The following is a 16,585-nucleotide window of genomic DNA, read 5'->3' as shown; positions in this document are numbered from 1 at the left end:
CGGTCGTCGGTGTCCTCACCGGTCGTCCCCGCCGCGCAGCCGGGCGACGGCGACCCGCTGCCGCAGGCCGGCGGCCATCACCGCGCTGCCCGCCAGCGCGGCCAGCAGCAGCCCGGCCACGGTCACCCCGATCGGGGTCCAGGCCAGGGCGAACACCGGCTCGGGCACCGGCCGCCCGGCGGCCGGGGTGAGCACCACCAGCGGCGCCATGGTGGCCCCGACGGCCGCGCCGAGCAGCAGGCCGACCCCGACGCCGATCCCGGCCAGGAAGGTCTGCTCGGCGAGCAGCGCCCGCGCCAGCAGCCCGGGTGACGCGCCGAGGGTGTGCAGCACCGCGAACTCGCCGACCCGGTGCCGGGCGGTGGCCCAGACGTCCACCACCAGGCCGACCAGGGCGAGCAGCACCGAGCCGAGGGCGGCGGCGAGCAGCCCCGTCCGGGCGCCCTGCCAGTACGGGTCGGCGGCGGCCACCACGGCGGCCTGCCGGCGGTCCAGCAGGGTCACCGCGGGCAGCGCCGCGGCGGCCCGGGTCGCCTCGGCCCGGCCGGCGGGGTCGACCCGCAGCCACCACTCGGGCACCGCCCGGACGGTGCCCGAGTCGCGGATCAGCCAGTCGGTCGCGGCGGGCAGGTCGAGCAGCACCCCGTCCCCGGCGGTGGCGGGCAGCGCGGTCACCTCGCCGACCAGCCGGACCGGCAGCGACACCCCGGACAGCTCCAGCACCACGGTCTCGCCGGTGCGCACGTTGAGCGCGGCCCGTACGGCCGGGGTCATCAACGCCGGCACGGCGGCCTTCGGGCCGTCCGGCACCACCGCGAAGCGGGAGGAAGGCTGGAACGCGTACCGGCCGCCCGCGACGAGCCCGACCGGGTGGTCGGCGGTCAGTCCGGCGTCGGCGACCGTGACGCCGCTCTGCTCGGTGGACTCGGCGGCGACCACCCGCCACCGGCCGGTCAGCGCGACGGCGGTCGACCGGGCGTCCGGGCCGACGACGCGCAGGTCGCGTACCTGGAGCGCGTACTCGCTACCGGCCACGTCCCCGCCGTCGGCCTCGAAGCCGACCAGTCGCAGCCCGTCGCCGGCCGGCAGGTCGACGGTGAAGGCGACGGCCCGCCCGTCGCTGCCGGCGCTGGCCACCGGCAGCCGGTAGGCCAGCCCGTCGTCGCGGGCGAGCAGCACCGCCACCGCGATCCGGTGCGGGCCGACCGGCTGCGCGACGGGGGTGCGGACGGTGCCGGCGAGGCGTTTGGCGGAGGCCGGCAGCGGCACCCCGGCGGCCGGTCCCCGGGCGGCGGCCAGCGGGGGGAACAGCTCCCGGGCGGGCCGGTCGGCGAGCCGGTCGCTGAACGTCACCACCTCGGCGGCGTGCGCGGTGTCCAGGCCCAGCACGGTGGCCTGCCGGTCGTCCCGGCCGACCCGCACGTCGTCCCGCCAGGCCGGCAGCGCCCGGTCGACGCCGGGCAGCGCGGCGAGCGCGGCGGCCCGGTCGACGGGGGCGGTCCCGGTGCGTTCGACCAGCCGCAGGTCCGCGCCGACGGTGTGGTCGGCCTGGTCCGCCTGCGACCGTTCCCCGGTGGCGACGAGCGACCAGGCCAGGGTGCTGCCGCCGACGGCGAGGGCGAGCAGCAGCACCGGTCCGGCGTGCGGACGCCGGCCGGCCTGCCACATCCCGAAGATGGTCGCGGTCCACGGTCGCCGGTCGACGAAGCGCTCGGCGAACCGGGTGGCCGGAGGGAGCAGCCGCAGCGCCACCACGGCACCGGCCAGCACGCCCAGCGTCGGGGCGGCCACCAGCAGCGGGTCGACGCCGAGGTCGTTGCCGGCACCGGCCAGCGGGGAGGAGTAACTCCGCAGTTGCACCCAGGCCAGCACGGCGAAGGCGACCAGGGCCAGGTCGAGGCCGGCGCGGCTGATCGTGCCGGTCCGGTCGGGCCGGGACCGGGCGGCCAGGTCACCCACGTAGCTGTCCGCGCCCCGCAGGGTGGGCGCGACCATGGCGACGAGGCAGCCGACCGCGGTGGCCAACGCCACCGCCCAGACCCCGCCGCTGCCGGCACCACCCGGGTCGACCGGGCCGTCGGCGGCGAGCCGGTGCAGCGCCCCACCGGCGAGCAGCGGCCCGAGCAGGGCCGCCGGGACGACCACTAGCGTCGCCTCCCGGGCGGCCAGGCCGGCGAGTTGGCGGCGGGCCGCACCTCTCGCCCGGAGCAGGGCGGTCTGGGCGCGGCGGTCCTCGTGCAACAGGGCAGCGATCAGCACCAGCGCGTACCCGCCGAGCACCACGATCAGCAGCAGCGGGGTGGCCAGGGCCGAGCGGCCGGCCAGGTCGGCCCGGCCGATCCGGTCGATCAGCCGGTCCAGCGCGGTCACCGCCTGCGCGGAGGAGCCCAGCCCGGCCGCCTCGGGGACCTCGGTCGCGGCGGTGGTGATCGCCCGGCGCAGCGCGGGCAGCCGGTCCGCCCCGACGGCGGCCAGGTCGGGGGCGACCACCCAGGCGGCGGAGACCGAGCCGGGGAAGGTCGCCGCGAAGTCGGCCGGGTCGAGCACGAACGGTCCGCGCGCGGCGTCGGCCCCGGGAGCGGCGACGAGCCCGGGGGCGAGCCGCCAGTACGGGTCGGCCGGGTCGCGGGGCCGCCAGGTGCCGGAGATCAGCACCTCGGTACGCCGGTCGGCGCTGCGGTCACGCATCGGCACCCGGTCGCCGGCCCGCAGGCCCAGCGCGCCGGCGACCTTCTCCGGCAGGGTGGCCTGGAGTGGGCCGGCACCGGCGGTCGGCCAGCCGCCGTCGACGAGGTCGGCGTGCCGGGGCAGGTCGTCCAGGGTGGCCAGGGTGGCGAAGACCGGGTCGGTTCCGGTGCGGACGACGGGGCCGAGGTCGCCGGTGAGTTCCCGGCCGGTGCCGTAGCGGGCGGCGGCCACCCGGACCGGGGTGCCGGCGAGGGCGGTGCGGAACCCGTCCCGGACGGCCCGGTCCCGGTCGGCGTACTCGGCGGGGTCACGCCCGCCGGAGCCACTGACCAGCAGGCTGCGTTCCTCGACGGGGGCGGCGGCGATCAGCGCCCGCTGGCCGGCGTCGACGGCCCGCCGGTTGTAGTCGGCCAGCCCGGTGACCAGGGCGACCGCGACCAGCGCGGCGGCCACCGCCGCGAGCAGCAGGCCGCGGGCCTCGCGGGCCCGCCTCCACACCAGCGTCATCGTGCCGCCTCCCCGCTAACCGGCCCGGGTCGGGCCGACGGAGAGCAAGAGCGCCGACCCGACGGGAAAGGTTGGCACCCGTTACGTGATCGTTACTCTGACGCCCCCTGGTTGGCCGGCCGGTGGTGATCTGGTGGGATCGGCGGCATGGAAACCGCGCTCGTCCTGTCGACCGTCGCCCTCGTGCTGGCCCTGCTGGCGCAGCTCCCCCGCCGGGACGACCGCGGCGCCGTGTCGTTCCGGCTGACGGAGATCGAGCGGCGGCAGCGGCTGATCATGGATCATCTCGGCATCGTGGACCGGGGGCCGGCGCTGCCCGGGGTGCGGGAACACCTGGCCCGGGGCGACAAGATCAAGGCGATCAAGGCGTACCGGGAGGCGACCGGCACGGATCTGCGCACCGCCAAGGAGGCGGTCGAGGCGATCGCCGCCGGCCGCTGACCAGCCCACCTCGAGGCCGATCCACCTCGAGGACGCATCGCGACGTCGTCCCGTCCCGACTCGAGACGTGCGATTATCGCACCATGGCCGGGGAGCAGCAGGACTGGCGTCGCATCGGTGAGCAGGTACGACTGGCCCGCCTGTCGATGGGCGTGTCACAGCAGGAGCTCGCCGACGGGGTGGGCCTCGACAGGACCATGCTCGCCAAGATCGAGGCCGGCACCCGACGCCTGGACGGCGTCGAGCTGGCCCGCCTGGCCCGTAGGCTCAAGGTGTCGATGGAGTACCTGGTCGAGCCCCGACCCTCGGTGCTGTCGCACCGCACCGCCCTGTTGACCGAGGAGACCGACACCGAGGCCGCCCGGTCGTCCGAACGACTGGAGATCGCTCTGGTGCAGTGGCTGCACGACGTGCGGCAGCTTGTCGACCTCGGTGTGCTGCGCAGCGGCCCACCACTGCGGTACCCCGGCACGGTGTCGTCCGAAGCCGAGGCGAGAGGGGCCGCCCGGTGGTTACGGCAGGAGACCGGCCTGGGGACCGCGCCGATCGACAGCATCGTGGACCTCTGCGAGCGGGCCGGGCAGTGGGTGCTCGTCACCGACCTGCCGGGTGACGGCGCATCGCTTGCCGAGGGGGACCTGGCCGTCGCGGTGGTCAGCACCCAGGGGGATCCGGGCCGCCGCCGCGCCACCGCCGCCCACGAGCTCGGCCACCTGATCATCGGTGACGAGTACTCGACCGACCTGGGGGTCAGCACCTCCCGCACGGCCCGGGAGGCGGTGATCGACGCATTCGCCGCCGAACTTCTGCTGCCCGTCGACGCCCTGGCCGGTGCCCGTGCCGACGGCGGCCAGCCGAGCCGGGACCAACTGATCAGGTATGCCGCCGACTACCGCACCTCGTGGCTGTTGGCGTTGCGGCAGGCCGAGCAGGCGGAGGTGATCGACGGTACGACTCGTCGCGCCTGGAGCCATCTCCGGCCCACCCGGGCGGAGTTCCTGGAGGCACTGGGCTGGACGCCCCAGCCCGATCTTGCCGCGGTGCGGGTGTCGCCGAGTTACGCGCACGCGGTCTTCACGGCGTGGCGGACCAACCGGATCAGCAGGGCCAGGGCGATCGAGCTGATGTACGGCCAACTCACCGACGAAGACCTCCCCGAGCAGGACGACGGGGAGCTAGCCCCGTGAATCTGCCGGTGCAGCGCGAGCCGATCCTTGTGCTCGACACCATGGTCCTGGCCCACTTCACCCTCGCCGACCGGCTCGACGTCCTCCAGGATCTGCTGGTCGGCACGGACTGCTGGACGACGCAGGTGGTGCTGGAGGAACTGAGGGCGGGCGCCGCCGAGCACCCCTACGCGCCGACATAACCTGCTGTAGTCGGCCCGCTCAGTCCTTCGTCAGCTCCGGTCGGTGCTCGCGGATCCACGCCTCGACGTCGGCCTTCCGCCAGACCTTGCCCATGGCCAGCACCGCCACGGGTTCCGGGAAGTTCCGCTGGTTGGCGATCACGGACGCGCGCTGCCGGGAGACGTTCCCGAGCATCGTCCTGATCTCCGACACGCCAACGAGGTCCACGGGTTGACGATGGCAGCATGAAGCCCACTCGACTCCGACAACTACGCAGACTGTTGACACAGACAACGGACAGCGCAACGATGGCGTGGTGACCAAGCCGAACACCTCGCCTGTTCATGACCGGAAGCCACGGCCCCGGGCCGCCCACCAGCCGATGCGTCCGCTCTGGCGGTGCCGGACGTGTGCCGCACCCTGGCCGTGCCAACCCGCCCGACTACTGCTGACCAGGGAGTACCGACGGGACCGGGTGGCGCTCTCGATCTACCTGGCCAGCCAGTTGTTCGAGGCCACCGCCGATCTGGTGCGGCTCAACCCGCACCCGGCCCCGTCCCCGACGGAACTGTTCGACCGCTTCCTGGCCTGGACGGCCCGGCCACCCGCCCGAGCCGCGAGCGCACCTACGCCAGCCGACGAGCACGATCCGAACCCGGGCCGCAACCCGGGCCCGAGCCCGGAACACGAACCGGAACCGGCTCCGGGACCTGAAACCCACCCTGGAGCGGAATGCCGATCCGAAGCCGACCGGATGCCCACACCGGCCGCGAGTGGGGATCGTGGGGACGACCGGGTTCCGGACGCTATTTGACGATCAGCGTCAGCAGTCCGGTGAGCGCGACGAGCACCGCCGCCACGCCGGTGAGCACGGCCGGCAGGATCTTGAGGTATTCCAGGATCACCGAATGCTGGCCCCGGGTTCCGCCGATCCGCTGCGTTTTCCTCGTCGTGGCCGCCATGGTGAAACCCCTGTCCGGTACGCGTGCCCGGTCGGATGAGTCGGAGCCGGTCAACCCCACCATTGACCGAGGGCATATGCCCTGGTCATACGAGTGCAGCCACCTTCCGCGCATCCCACCTTTCATATTCGACCGTAGGCGTGACAGCGGCGCGAGCGCAATCATCAGTACCGGAAAGAGTGCGGCGGAAAGCAATTTTCACGCGTGGGAGTGGCACTGGACGCAGATGATTCGCACCCCGCCGGCACAACGCCGGCCGCCGGCTTTCCCGGCTCAGTCGGCGGGGTCGCCCGCCGGACGCTTCGCCCGGCTCGGCTGCACCCGTTTCGGCTCCCCGGGCATTTTCGGATGGTCGGGTGGATAGGGCAGGTCACCCAGCCCCTGCGCGGCGTCCCGCTCCGCCCAGTCGAGCAGGGGCGTGATGTCGAACGACGTGTCGTCGATACCCGCGTGCGGGTCACCCCGTTCGGCCAACCGGGCCGGCACCGTACGCAGGTCGAAGTCGTCCGGGTCGACGCCGGGCAACTCGTCCCAGTCGACCGGGGTGGAGACGGTGGCCCGGGTGTTGGCGCGCAGCGAGTACGCGCAGGCGATGGTGCGGTCCCGGGCCATCTGGTTGTAGTCGACGAACACCCGCCGCCCACGTTCCTCCTTCCACCAGGCGGTGGTGACCAGCTCGGGGCGACGCCGCTCCAGCTCCCGGGCCAGCGCGATGGTGGCCCGGCGGACCTCGGTGAACGTCCAGCGCGGGGCGATCCGCAGGTAGACGTGCACCCCCCGACCGCCGGAGGTCTTCGGCCAACCGGTCACGCCCAGCTCGGCGAGGATGCCGCGCAGCTCGGCGGCGGCGGTGGCCGCGTCGGCGAAGTCGGTGCCGGGCTGCGGATCGAGGTCCACCCGCAGTTCGTCGGGGTGGTCGACGGCGGCGGCCCGGACCGGCCAGGGGTGGAACACCACCGTGCCCATCTGCGCGGCCCACGCGACGTGGGCGAGGTCGGTCGGACGCAGCTCGTCGGCACCCCGGCCGCTGGGGAAGGTGATCCCGACCGTCCGCACCCACGGCGGCACCCCCCGGGTGGGCACCCGCTTGGAGTAGAAGGCCTCCCCCTCGATGCCGTCGGGGAAGCGTTGCAGGGTCGTCGGTCGGTCGGCCAGGGCACGCATGATGCCGTCGCCGACCGCGAGGTAGTAGTGGAAGACGTCGGCCTTGGTGAAGCCGCGCTCCGGGAAGATCACCCGGTCCGGGCTGCTCAGCCGGACCGGCCGCCCGGCCACCTCGACCTCGGTCGCTGTCGCCTTCGCCATGGCGCGACCATATGCGATGCCCCCGACATCCGACGTACGGTTGACGGGTGAGTCTTGACGAGAACGAGCTGCCCCGCACCGAGGACGAGTGGCGGGTCCGGTTGACCCCGGAGGAGTTCCGGGTGCTCCGCGAGGCCGGCACCGAGCGCCCCTGGACGGGCGAGTACGTCGACACGAAGACCCCCGGCGTCTACCACTGCCGGGCCTGCGGGCTGGAGCTGTTCTCCAGCGACACCAAGTTCGACTCGCACTGCGGCTGGCCGAGCTTCGACGACGCCATCCCGGGCCGGGTCCGGGAGATCCAGGACCGCAGCCTCGGGATGGTCCGCACCGAGATCCGCTGCGCCCGCTGCGACAGTCACCTGGGGCACGTCTTCCACGGCGAGGGATTCACCCCGAAGGACACCCGGCACTGCGTGAACTCGGTGTCGATCCGCCTGGAGCCGCAACAGGGCTGAGCCGGGTACGGCCGAGCCGGCCGGTGGCGTCAGAGCAGCAGCAGGCTTCCCTCGTCGTCCACCCGGTCGGCGGAGGAGTCGTCGAGCCAGACGCCCCCGGTGCCGAGATAGCGGAACCGGTGCTCGCCGGGGCCGAGCCGGACGGTCACCGTACGGGTGCCGTCCCGGCGGGCCACCAGTTCGTGCCGGCCCGGCTGCCAGTCGTTGAAGCAGCCGACCACGCTGACCGGGCCGGGTGGGGTGTCCCGGGGCAGGCAGAAGGTGACCCGGGTCTGGGTGCCGAAGAGTTTGCTGCGCTTGATCACGTGATCCTCCCGGGGTCGAGGCGTCCTACCGGGTCCAACGCCCGACACGCCGGGGCGAAACGCCGTCCGAACCGATCAACCCGGGGCATTTCGCCCCGGACCGCCGCCGTCTGCCGCAAGCTGGTGGCCATTGCTCTGATTCGGGGGGTACGACAGGTGGCTACCTGCGAGGTCTGCGGCAACGACTACTGGATGGCGTTCGAGGTGCGTACGGTCAGCGGTGACGTGCACACCTTCGACTCCTTCGAGTGCGCGGCACACAAGCTCGCGCCGATCTGCGAGCACTGCGACGTGAAGATCATCGGGCACGGCGTGGAGGTCGGCGGCCGGTTCTTCTGCTGCGCGCACTGCGCCCGCGCGGTGGAGGCCCTGGGCGCCGAGATCCGCGACGCCGTCGGCGCCCGCCCGGCCTGACCTGACCCGACCGACCGAGCCAGCCCGTCACGAGCCAGCCCCGTTGCGAGCCAGCCCCGTCACGAGTCAGCCCTGTTGCGAGTCAGCCCTGTTGCGAGTCAGCCCTGTTGCGAGCCAGCCCCGTTGCGACCGACCCAGCCCGTCACGGTCACGACCGAGCCAGCCCGTCACGACTGCCGGAGCGGGTCCGCCTACCATCGCGGGATGGCACCGCACCCCGTCGACGTCCAGGTCGCCCGGTTCGCCGACCTGGACCCGTACACGTTCCACGACCTGTTGCGGTTGCGCATCGACGTGTTCGTGGTGGAGCAGGACTGCCCGTACCCGGAGCTGGACGGTCGGGACGTCGAGCCGGACACCCGGCACGTCTGGTTGGCCCGCGACGGGGCCGTCCTGGCGTACCTGCGGATCCTGGCCGACCCGGGCGGCGTCGCGCGGATCGGTCGGGTGGTGGTCGCCCCGGCGGCCCGGGGTGGCGGACTCGCCGGCCGGTTGATGACCGAGGCGCTCCGGCTGGTCGGCGACCGGCCGTGCGTGCTGGCGGCCCAGGCCCATCTGGCCGGCTTCTACGCCGGGCACGGCTTCACGGTGACCGGGCCGGAGTACGTCGAGGACGGTATCCCGCACCTGCCGATGCGCCGGGGAAACTGACCGGCCCGCGACCAGGATAGGACAGGGCCGACCGAGACAGGACCGACCGGAACAGAACAGACCAGGACAGGGTCGACCGGAACAGAACCGACCGAGGCTGCATCGGACCGGACCGGGCGGGGCGGCGTCGGACCGGACCGGGCGGGGCGGCGTCGGACCGGGCGGGGCGGCGTCGGACCGGGCGGGGCGGCGTCGGACCGGGCGGGGCGGCGTCGGACCGGGCGGGGCGGCGTCGGACCGGGCGGGGGCGCGCGGGAACGCCGGGGCACCGCCCACCGCCCCACTCCGACATTGACGGATAACTCTTTCTTGTGCAAGCCTGCGTGAGTAGCCGTCGTGGGAGCCGTACAGCAGGCACGGGAGGGGCAACTCCTGGCCGTCCGGGCGTCGTTCGACCGACCCCTTCACCTCGGAGGCTCCATGTCCACCGTCCTACGCAGACGACCCACCGCCATCGCGGGGTCGCTGCTCACCGTCGGCGCGATCATCGCGCTGCTGCTCACCACCGCCCTGGCCAACTCGGCGTCCGCGCACGGCGCGGTGGTGAACCCGGGTTTCCGCGCCTACAGCTGCTGGGAGCGCTGGGGTGCCGAGTTCCAGAACCCGAGAATGGCCACCGAGGACCCGATGTGCTGGCAGGCCTGGCAGGCCGACCCGCAGGCCATGTGGAACTGGAACGGCCTGTTCCGGGAGGGTGTCGCCGGCAACCACCAGGGTGCCATCCCGACCGGCCAGCTGTGCAGCGGCGGACGCACCCAGAACGGCCGCTACAACGCCCTGGACACCCTCGGCGCCTGGAAGACCACGTCGGTGGCGAACAGCTTCCGGCTGAAGTTCTTCGACCAGGCCAGCCACGGTGCCGACTACATCCGGGTGTACGTGACCAAGCAGGGCTTCAACGCGTTGAACACGCCCCTGGGCTGGAACAACCTGGAGCTGGCCGGGCAGATCGGCAACACGCCGGCCTCCCAGTGGGACAAGGACACCGGTGGCGTGTCGATCCAGGTCCCGGTGAACGCGCCGGGCCGTACCGGTCGGCACATCGTCTACACCGTGTGGCAGGCCAGCCACCTGGACCAGTCGTACTACCTGTGCAGTGACGTGGACTTCGGCGGCGGTACCAACCCGACCACCCCGCCGCCCACCACCGCGCCGCCGACCACCCCGCCGCCCACCACGGCCCCGCCGACCACCCCGCCGCCCACCACCGTCCCGCCGACCACGCCGCCGGCGACCGGTGGTTGCACCGCGACCTACCGGGTGACCTCCACCTGGAACGGCGGGTTCCAGGGTGAGGTGGACGTGACCGCCGGCAACTCGGCGATCAAGGGCTGGACGGTGAACTGGACGTACTCCGGGGGCCAGCAGATCAGCCAGGCGTGGAACGCCACACTGACCAGCAGCGGGTCGGCGGTGACCGTCCGCAACGTCAACTACAACGGCGCGTTGGCCGCCGGCGGGAAGACCACCTTCGGCTTCCTCGCCTCGGGCAGCAGCGGCACCAGCCCGACCCCGGTCTGCACCGCGACCGTCTGACCGGTCGGCACAGCACAGCACACGCAACAACAAGGAAATAGTGGCCTCCCGCCGCGCGGGAGGCCACTATTTCCATGATCGGGCACGATCATGACCGCCCGGGCACCGCGATCGGGCGATCATGACCGCCCGGGCACCGCGATCCGGGCACGATCATGACCGCCGGGGCACCGCGATCGGGCGATCATGACCGCCGGGGCACGACGATCGGGCACGGTCCTGACCGCCGGGGCACGACGATCGGGGGTCAGCCCCGTCAGACCAGGCAGTTGACGATGTCGGCGACCGAACGACGCCGGCCGGTGTAGAACGGGACCTCCTCGCGGACGTGCCGGCGCGCTCCGGAGGCGCGCAGGTCCCGCATCAGGTCGACGATCCGGTGCAGTTCGTCGGCCTCGAAGGCGAGCATCCACTCGTAGTCGCCGAGGGCGAACGAGGCCACCGTGTTGGCCCGCACGTCCGGGTAGCCGCGCGCCATCTTGCCGTGTTCGGCCAGCAGCTCCCGCCGCTCGGCGTCCGGCAGCAGGTACCACTCGTAGGACCGCACGAACGGGTAGACGCACAGGTAGGGGCGGGGGGCCTCGTCGGCGAGGAAGGCCGGAATGTGGCTCTTGTTGAACTCCGCCGGCCGGTGCAGCGCCAGCTGCGACCACACCGGGGTCAACGCCCGCCCCAGGGTGGTCCGGCGCAACCGCAGGTAGGCGTCCTGGAGGGCGTCGCTGGACGACGAGTGCCACCAGATCATCACGTCCGCGTCGGCGCGCAGCCCGGCCACGTCGTACATGCCCCGGACCACGACGTCCTTGCCGGCCAGCTCCTCGAAGAGCGACTCCACCTCACCGGTGACGTTCTCCCGCAGCGCCGGCAGCGCACCGGTGGCCCGGTACACCGACCACATGGTGTAGCGGACGGTGGCGTTCAGCTCCCTGAGCCGGGCCGCGTTGGTCTGCTCGGTGCTCTGCTCGGTCATGGACCCGATCCTCCCAGTGCTTCGATGATCTCCCCGGCCGCGCTCTCGCCGGAGCGGACGCAGACCGGGATGCCGACCCCGTCGAAACCCGCCCCGGCCACCGCCAGGGTGGGGTGTGACGCGCGCAGCGCCGCCCGGACGGCGGCCACCCGGTCGGTGTGGCCGGGCGGGTACTGGGGCAGCGCACCACCCCAGCGCTGCACGTGACCGGCGACCGGCGCGGGCAACGCCACCCCGAGCACCCGGGTCAGCTCCCGGTGCACGGTGGCGAGCAGGTCGTCGTCGGTGAGCTGGAGCGAGGTCTCCTCGCCGTACCGGCCGACGGAGGCGCGGACCAGGGCCAGCCCGTCCGGCGCGGCCAGGTGCCCCCACTTGGTGGTGAAGAAGGTGGACGCCTTGGTCAGCAGCCCCTCGGTGGCCGGCACCAGGAAGCCGGAGAGCCGGGGCAGGGCCGGCTCGGGCAGCGCGAGGGTGACCAGCGCGACACTGGCGTAGTCCAGCCCGCCGACGGTCGTCGCCTGCGCCGCGGCGAACCCGGCGAGCAGCCGGGCAGCGGGCCGGGCCGGCACGGTGAGCAGCACCGCGTCCGCCTCGACCCGCTCCGGGTCGCGGGTCGGCCCGACGGTCAGCCGCCAGCCGTCGCCGACCGGGGTCAGCTCGCGGACCGCCGCGTTGCGGCGGATCGTCGCGCCGCTGGCCGTGGCCGCCGCCCCGACCAGGGTGCTCAGCCCGTCGGCGAGGGTGCCGAAGACCGGTGCGCCGGGGGCGCGCGGCGCGGCGGCCTGCGCGGCCCGGACCGCGCCGACCAGGGTGTGTTCCACCCGGGCCGTACGGGCCAGCGCCGGCATGGTGGTGACCAGGGACAGGTCGTCGGCCCGGCCGGCGTAGACGCCGCCGAGCATCGGGTCGACCAGCCGCTGCACCACCTGGTCGCCGAACCGGGCCCGGACCAGCGCGCCGACCGAGACGTCCTGGTCCGCGTCGAGCAACGGCCGGCCGCCGTCGCGGTCGGCGTCCGCCGTGGGCTCGGCGACCGTCGCCACCGCCGCCAGATCCCCGGGTACGCCGACCAGCGTGCCGCCCGGCACCGGGCGCAGCTCCCCGTCGACGACGAGCGCGGCCTGCCCGACGGTCGGGTGCACGATGCGCCCGGCCAGGCCGAGCCGGCGGACCAGGGTCACCGCGGCGGACTCGCCGCCGGCCGGATCCCGCATCAGGAACGACTCCGCGCCGAACTCCACCGGTCGCCCGGCCAGCTCACCGGTGCGCAGCTTGCCACCGAGCGCGCCGGACTGCTCGTACACGGTTATCTCGGTGCCGGCGGGGGCGCGGTCGCGCAGCCGGACCGCGGCGGCCAGGCCGGTGATCCCGCCGCCGACCACCGCCACCCGCCACGGCCGCACCGCTCAGCCCTGCCCGGCCCGGTGCGCGGACACCTCGTGCACCAGCGCGACCACCCGGGTCAGCACCTCGGGATCGGTCTCCGGCAGCACGCCGTGGCCGAGGTTGAACACGTGGCCGGGGGCGGCCCGACCCTGCTCGACGACCCGCCGGACCTCCGCCTCGATCACCGGCCAGGGGGCGAACAGCACGGTCGGGTCGAGGTTGCCCTGCACCGCCCGGTCCGGGCCGATCCGGCGGGTCGCCACGTCCAGCGGGGTACGCCAGTCCACCCCGACCACGTCGGCCCCGGCCTCCCCCATCGCGCCGAGCAGCTCGGCGGTGCCCACCCCGAAGTGGATGCGGGGCACCCCGGTGCCGGCGAGCCCGGACAGCACGGTGGTGGAGTGCGGCAGCACGAACCGGCGGTAGTCGGCCTCGGACAGCGCGCCCGCCCAGGAGTCGAAGAGCTGCACGGCGGAGACCCCGGCGTCGACCTGGACCCGCAGGAACGCCAGGGTCACCTCGGCGAGCCTTGCGCAGAGCGCGTGCCACAGCTCGGGTTGGCCGTGCATCATCGCCTTGGTCCTGGCGTGGGTACGCGACGGCCCGCCCTCGACCAGGTAGCTGGCCAGGGTGAACGGGGCGCCCGCGAAGCCGATCAGTGGGGTGTCGCCCAGCTCGGCGACGAGCAGCCGGACCGCTTCGTCCACGTAGGACACGTCGGCGCGGTCGATCCGGTGGATCCGTTCCACGTCCCCGGCGGTGCGGACCGGCTCGGCGACCACCGGCCCGGTGCCGGCGACGATGTCCAGGTCGACGCCGGCCGCGGCGACCGGGACGACGATGTCGCTGAACAGGATCGCCGCGTCGACGCCGTGCCGGCGGACCGGTTGGAGGGTGATCTCGGCGACCAGGTCCGGCCGGCGGCAGGAGTCGAGCATCCCCACGTTGGCCCGGATCTCCCGGTACTCCGGAAGGGACCGGCCGGCCTGGCGCATGAACCAGACCGGGGTGTGCCCGACGGACTCCCGGCGGCAGGCCCGGACGAAGGTCGAGTCGGCTGGCCCGCCCCGGCGGGATTCTCCGTCTCGGGCGGCAGTGCCCGTGGTGTCGATGGTCATCACAGCAATCGTGCCACGCATCCGGTCGACACGGACCGGCAGCGCCGCCATTTGTGACCCGCGCCCCGCCCGGTCGGCGTCGACCGGCTCCGCGGGGGTGCCGCTTCGGCGTGCCGTCCGGGCAGGCGACGGCGCGGCGGCATAGGCTGCCGGTCATGGCCCCCCCGATCGCGCTCCCGGAGACGTTCGCCCGCGCGGTCGCCGGCCTGCGGTCGGTCACCCCCCGGGAGGAGATCGTCCTGGAGGAGGTCGGCGCACCGCAGCGGCTCGCCCCGTACGCGTTCGCCCTCTCCGCCACCGTGCTGCGCGACCAGGACGAGGTGGCCGACGGACGGCTGATCCTGTTGCACGACCCGGCCGGGCACGACGCCTGGCAGGGCACCCTGCGGCTGGTCACCTACGTGACCGCCGAGCTGGAGGTCGACCTGGCCGCCGATCCGCTGCTGCCGGGGGTGGGCTGGACCTGGCTCACCGACGCGCTGGAGGCGTACGAGGCCCGGTACCGGGCGGCCGGCGGCACGGTCACCCAGACGGTGTCGACCCGGTTCGGCGAGCTGGCCGGCCCACCCGCCGCCGGGGACGTGGAGATCCGGGCCTCCTGGACGCCGCTCGGCGACGACCTGGCCGCCCACCTGTCGGCCTGGTGCGCCCTGCTCGCCTCCACTGCGGGGCTGCCGCCGCCCGGGGTCACCGCGCTCTCCGAGCGTCGTCCGGCCGGCGCGGCCTGACCGTCCCGGGCCACCGGGCGGCACCGGGCGGGGGACGGCCCGGCCGGTCGGACGCCGCCCGCTGCGACACGCCCGGCCACAAGTAGATGTCCCGAGCATCCGAGGGACGTCCCGGACCGGAACGGATGTCCCCGGCGCGAGGTGTACGTCCGTGTCGTCCGGCCCACTGCCGGACACCCGGACGACACACACCGGACCGGCTACGCACACCATGTCGCCCCGGCGCACTAGGGTTGTCAGGTGACCGACGAACCACCCCTGCGCCGTCGGGCCGCCGAAAGCCGCACGGCAGACGTTCCGCCCCCGGCCCCCACGGAGCCGGCGGACCCGGGCACCGAGCAGCCCACCGGCGGGCCCGTTCCGCTGACCGCGCCCCGCGACGGCACCCCTGCGCCGGTGACCACCCCCGCCGAGCTGACGGAGGTCGTGGCCCGCTTCGCGGCGGGCTCCGGTCCGGTGGCCCTGGACGCCGAGCGCGCCTCCGGCTACCGCTACAGCCAGCGGGCCTACCTGGTGCAGCTCCGCCGGGCCGGGGCCGGCACCACGCTGATCGACCCGTTGCCGCTGCCCGACCTGAGCACCCTCGACGAGGCCATCGGCGACACCGAGTGGGTGCTGCACGCCGCGAGCCAGGATCTGGCCTGCCTGGCCGAGGTGGGGTTGCGCCCGCGCCGGCTGTTCGACACCGAGCTGGCCGCCCGGCTGGCCGGTTTCGAGCGGGTCGGCCTGGCCGCGCTGACCGAGCAGCTGCTCGGCTACACGCTGGAGAAGCACCACTCGGCCGCGGACTGGTCCACCCGGCCGCTGCCCGAGTCGTGGCTGACGTACGCCGCGCTGGACGTCGAGATGCTGGTCGACCTGCGGGACGCGCTGGACGCCGAGCTGGACGCGCAGGGCAAGTCCCCGTGGGCGGCGGAGGAGTTCGCCGCGCTGATCGCCTGGTCGGCCCGGCCGCCGCGGGTGCGGGCGGAGCCGTGGCGGCGGACCTCCGGCATCCACCGGGTACGTGGGGCACGGGCGCAGGCCCGGGTCCGGGCGCTGTGGTACGCCCGGGACCAGATCGCCGTCCGCCGGGACGCGGCGCCCGGTCGGGTGCTCCCCGACTCGGCGATCATCGCCGCCGCCGAGCTGGACCCGAAGGACGAGAAGACCCTGCTGACCCTGCCCGGATTCGGGGGCCGGTCGGTGCGCCGGCTGGCCCGGTCCTGGTTGACCGCGCTCGAGGAGGCCCGCCAGCTGACCGACGACGCGTTGCCCGTCACCCCGACGGTGGAGGGGCCGCCCCCGCCGCACCGATGGGCGGAACGCGACCCGGTGGCGGCCGGTCGGCTGGCCCGCTGCCGCGAGGTGGTGGTCCGGGTCGCCGGTGAGCACCGGCTCCCCCCGGAGAACCTGATCACCCCCGACTCGGTCCGCCGGCTGGCCTGGCAGCCCCCCGAAGAGATCACCGTGGACACCGTCACCGAGGTGCTGCGCGGCTACGGCGCGCGCCGGTGGCAGCTCTCGCTCCTGCTGCCCGCGCTCGCCGAGGCGCTGCTGCCCGCGCCCCGGGCCTGAGCCACCGCCCCGCACCGCCGGCGACCCGGGTGCGCCGCCACCACCGGCTCACCCCGCCCGCGAGTGTGGGGTGGGCCACACCGGGGGTGGTGACGGCTGTGGTTACTGGCGAGTAGCATTCCTCGGGAAACGCCAGTGCCGGCCGACCCTCACCCGGCCCGCGCCGCCCCCGCGGCGCGTCGGCCGGGTCGTGGTCGATAAGGAGGCTCC

General features: G+C 74.3%; 17 protein-coding genes and 1 pseudogene. 10 read left to right on the top strand and 8 right to left on the bottom strand.

Annotated elements, in window-relative coordinates; all coding sequences use genetic code 11:
- Window positions 1–15 precede the first annotated feature (15 nt).
- Entirely contained in the window at window positions 16–3,195 is a 3,180-nt protein-coding gene (locus tag O7612_RS09460) for an FtsX-like permease family protein (protein WP_282272311.1), read from the bottom strand.
- Between the two features lie 147 nt (window positions 3,196–3,342).
- Between O7612_RS09460 and O7612_RS09455 the strand changes: the two genes are divergently transcribed.
- The 3 genes from O7612_RS09455 (at window position 3,343) to O7612_RS09445 (ending at window position 5,005) form a co-directional block, all read left to right on the top strand.
- Entirely contained in the window at window positions 3,343–3,636 is a 294-nt protein-coding gene (locus tag O7612_RS09455) for a hypothetical protein (RefSeq protein WP_282272309.1), read from the top strand.
- Between the two features lie 83 nt (window positions 3,637–3,719).
- Entirely contained in the window at window positions 3,720–4,823 is a 1,104-nt protein-coding gene (locus O7612_RS09450; protein ID WP_282272307.1) for an XRE family transcriptional regulator, read from the top strand.
- Window positions 4,820–5,005: a hypothetical protein gene (locus O7612_RS09445; protein WP_282272305.1), complete on the top strand. Its 186-nt coding sequence runs from the start codon at window positions 4,820–4,822 to the stop codon at window positions 5,003–5,005. The genes O7612_RS09450 and O7612_RS09445 overlap by 4 nt, the downstream gene beginning before the upstream one ends.
- Window positions 5,006–5,024: 19 nt before the next feature.
- On the opposite strand, the gene O7612_RS09440 is transcribed toward O7612_RS09445, so the two are convergent.
- Window positions 5,025–5,213, bottom strand: coding sequence for a hypothetical protein (locus O7612_RS09440; protein WP_157517526.1), 189 nt, complete (start codon window positions 5,211–5,213; stop codon window positions 5,025–5,027).
- A gap of 154 nt (window positions 5,214–5,367) precedes the next feature.
- On the opposite strand from O7612_RS09440, the pseudogene O7612_RS09435 reads away from it, so the two are divergent.
- Window positions 5,368–5,586, top strand: a pseudogene (locus O7612_RS09435) (hypothetical protein); the annotation flags it as partial.
- 205 nt (window positions 5,587–5,791) lie between these two features.
- Here O7612_RS09435 and O7612_RS09430 read toward each other — a convergent pair.
- Both O7612_RS09430 and ligD read right to left on the bottom strand, forming a co-directional pair.
- Complete coding sequence (locus O7612_RS09430) at window positions 5,792–5,947, bottom strand: hypothetical protein (protein ID WP_282272300.1); 156 nt, start codon at window positions 5,945–5,947, stop codon at window positions 5,792–5,794.
- 273 nt (window positions 5,948–6,220) lie between these two features.
- Window positions 6,221–7,252 (bottom strand): non-homologous end-joining DNA ligase, encoded by a 1,032-nt coding sequence (gene ligD / locus O7612_RS09425; RefSeq protein ID WP_282272298.1) that lies wholly within the window; start codon window positions 7,250–7,252, stop codon window positions 6,221–6,223.
- Between the two features lie 47 nt (window positions 7,253–7,299).
- Here ligD and msrB point away from each other — a divergent pair, with 47 nt between their 5' ends.
- Window positions 7,300–7,710: a peptide-methionine (R)-S-oxide reductase MsrB gene (gene msrB, locus O7612_RS09420; RefSeq protein ID WP_282272296.1), complete on the top strand. Its 411-nt coding sequence runs from the start codon at window positions 7,300–7,302 to the stop codon at window positions 7,708–7,710.
- A 29-nt stretch (window positions 7,711–7,739) separates the two neighbouring features.
- Here msrB and O7612_RS09415 read toward each other — a convergent pair whose 3' ends face one another.
- Window positions 7,740–8,015: an isoamylase early set domain-containing protein gene (locus tag O7612_RS09415; RefSeq protein WP_067307434.1), complete on the bottom strand. Its 276-nt coding sequence runs from the start codon at window positions 8,013–8,015 to the stop codon at window positions 7,740–7,742.
- Between the two features lie 156 nt (window positions 8,016–8,171).
- Between O7612_RS09415 and O7612_RS09410 the strand changes: the two genes are divergently transcribed.
- The 3 genes from O7612_RS09410 to O7612_RS09400 all read left to right on the top strand — a co-directional run bounded on the left by O7612_RS09410 (window position 8,172) and on the right by O7612_RS09400 (window position 10,616).
- Window positions 8,172–8,429, top strand: a complete 258-nt coding sequence (locus O7612_RS09410) for a Prokaryotic metallothionein (protein ID WP_067307431.1) — start codon at window positions 8,172–8,174, stop codon at window positions 8,427–8,429.
- A gap of 204 nt (window positions 8,430–8,633) precedes the next feature.
- A complete protein-coding gene (locus O7612_RS09405; RefSeq protein WP_282272290.1) occupies window positions 8,634–9,080 on the top strand; it encodes a GNAT family N-acetyltransferase in 447 nt (148 codons plus the stop codon).
- A 420-nt stretch (window positions 9,081–9,500) separates the two neighbouring features.
- Entirely contained in the window at window positions 9,501–10,616 is a 1,116-nt protein-coding gene (locus O7612_RS09400) for a lytic polysaccharide monooxygenase (RefSeq protein WP_282272289.1), read from the top strand.
- Window positions 10,617–10,872: 256 nt separating this feature from the next.
- On the opposite strand, the gene hemQ is transcribed toward O7612_RS09400, so the two are convergent.
- The 3 genes from hemQ to hemE are packed head-to-tail and all read right to left on the bottom strand — an operon-like array spanning window position 10,873 to window position 14,090.
- Window positions 10,873–11,586 carry a hydrogen peroxide-dependent heme synthase gene (hemQ, locus tag O7612_RS09395; protein ID WP_282272287.1) on the bottom strand — a complete coding sequence of 238 codons (714 nt, stop codon included), beginning with the start codon at window positions 11,584–11,586 and terminating at the stop codon, window positions 10,873–10,875.
- Window positions 11,583–12,989: a protoporphyrinogen oxidase gene (hemG, locus tag O7612_RS09390; protein ID WP_282272285.1), complete on the bottom strand. Its 1,407-nt coding sequence runs from the start codon at window positions 12,987–12,989 to the stop codon at window positions 11,583–11,585. The genes hemQ and hemG overlap by 4 nt, the downstream gene beginning before the upstream one ends.
- A 3-nt stretch (window positions 12,990–12,992) precedes the next feature.
- Window positions 12,993–14,090, bottom strand: a complete 1,098-nt coding sequence (gene hemE / locus O7612_RS09385; RefSeq protein WP_282272283.1) for a uroporphyrinogen decarboxylase — start codon at window positions 14,088–14,090, stop codon at window positions 12,993–12,995.
- 155 nt (window positions 14,091–14,245) lie between these two features.
- Between hemE and O7612_RS09380 the strand changes: the two genes are divergently transcribed.
- Both O7612_RS09380 and O7612_RS09375 read left to right on the top strand, forming a co-directional pair.
- Window positions 14,246–14,818: a DUF3000 domain-containing protein gene (locus tag O7612_RS09380; RefSeq protein ID WP_067307411.1), complete on the top strand. Its 573-nt coding sequence runs from the start codon at window positions 14,246–14,248 to the stop codon at window positions 14,816–14,818.
- 240 nt (window positions 14,819–15,058) lie between these two features.
- Window positions 15,059–16,375 (top strand): ribonuclease D, encoded by a 1,317-nt coding sequence (locus O7612_RS09375; RefSeq protein WP_282272280.1) that lies wholly within the window; start codon window positions 15,059–15,061, stop codon window positions 16,373–16,375.
- Window positions 16,376–16,585 lie beyond the last annotated feature (210 nt).

Origin of the sequence: Micromonospora sp. WMMD987, from assembly GCF_029581435.1 — a bacterium.
Taxonomy (GTDB): domain Bacteria; phylum Actinomycetota; class Actinomycetes; order Mycobacteriales; family Micromonosporaceae; genus Micromonospora; species Micromonospora rifamycinica.
Note: the sequence above shows the minus strand (reverse complement) of the source record. Positions and strands in the feature narration are given on the sequence as shown.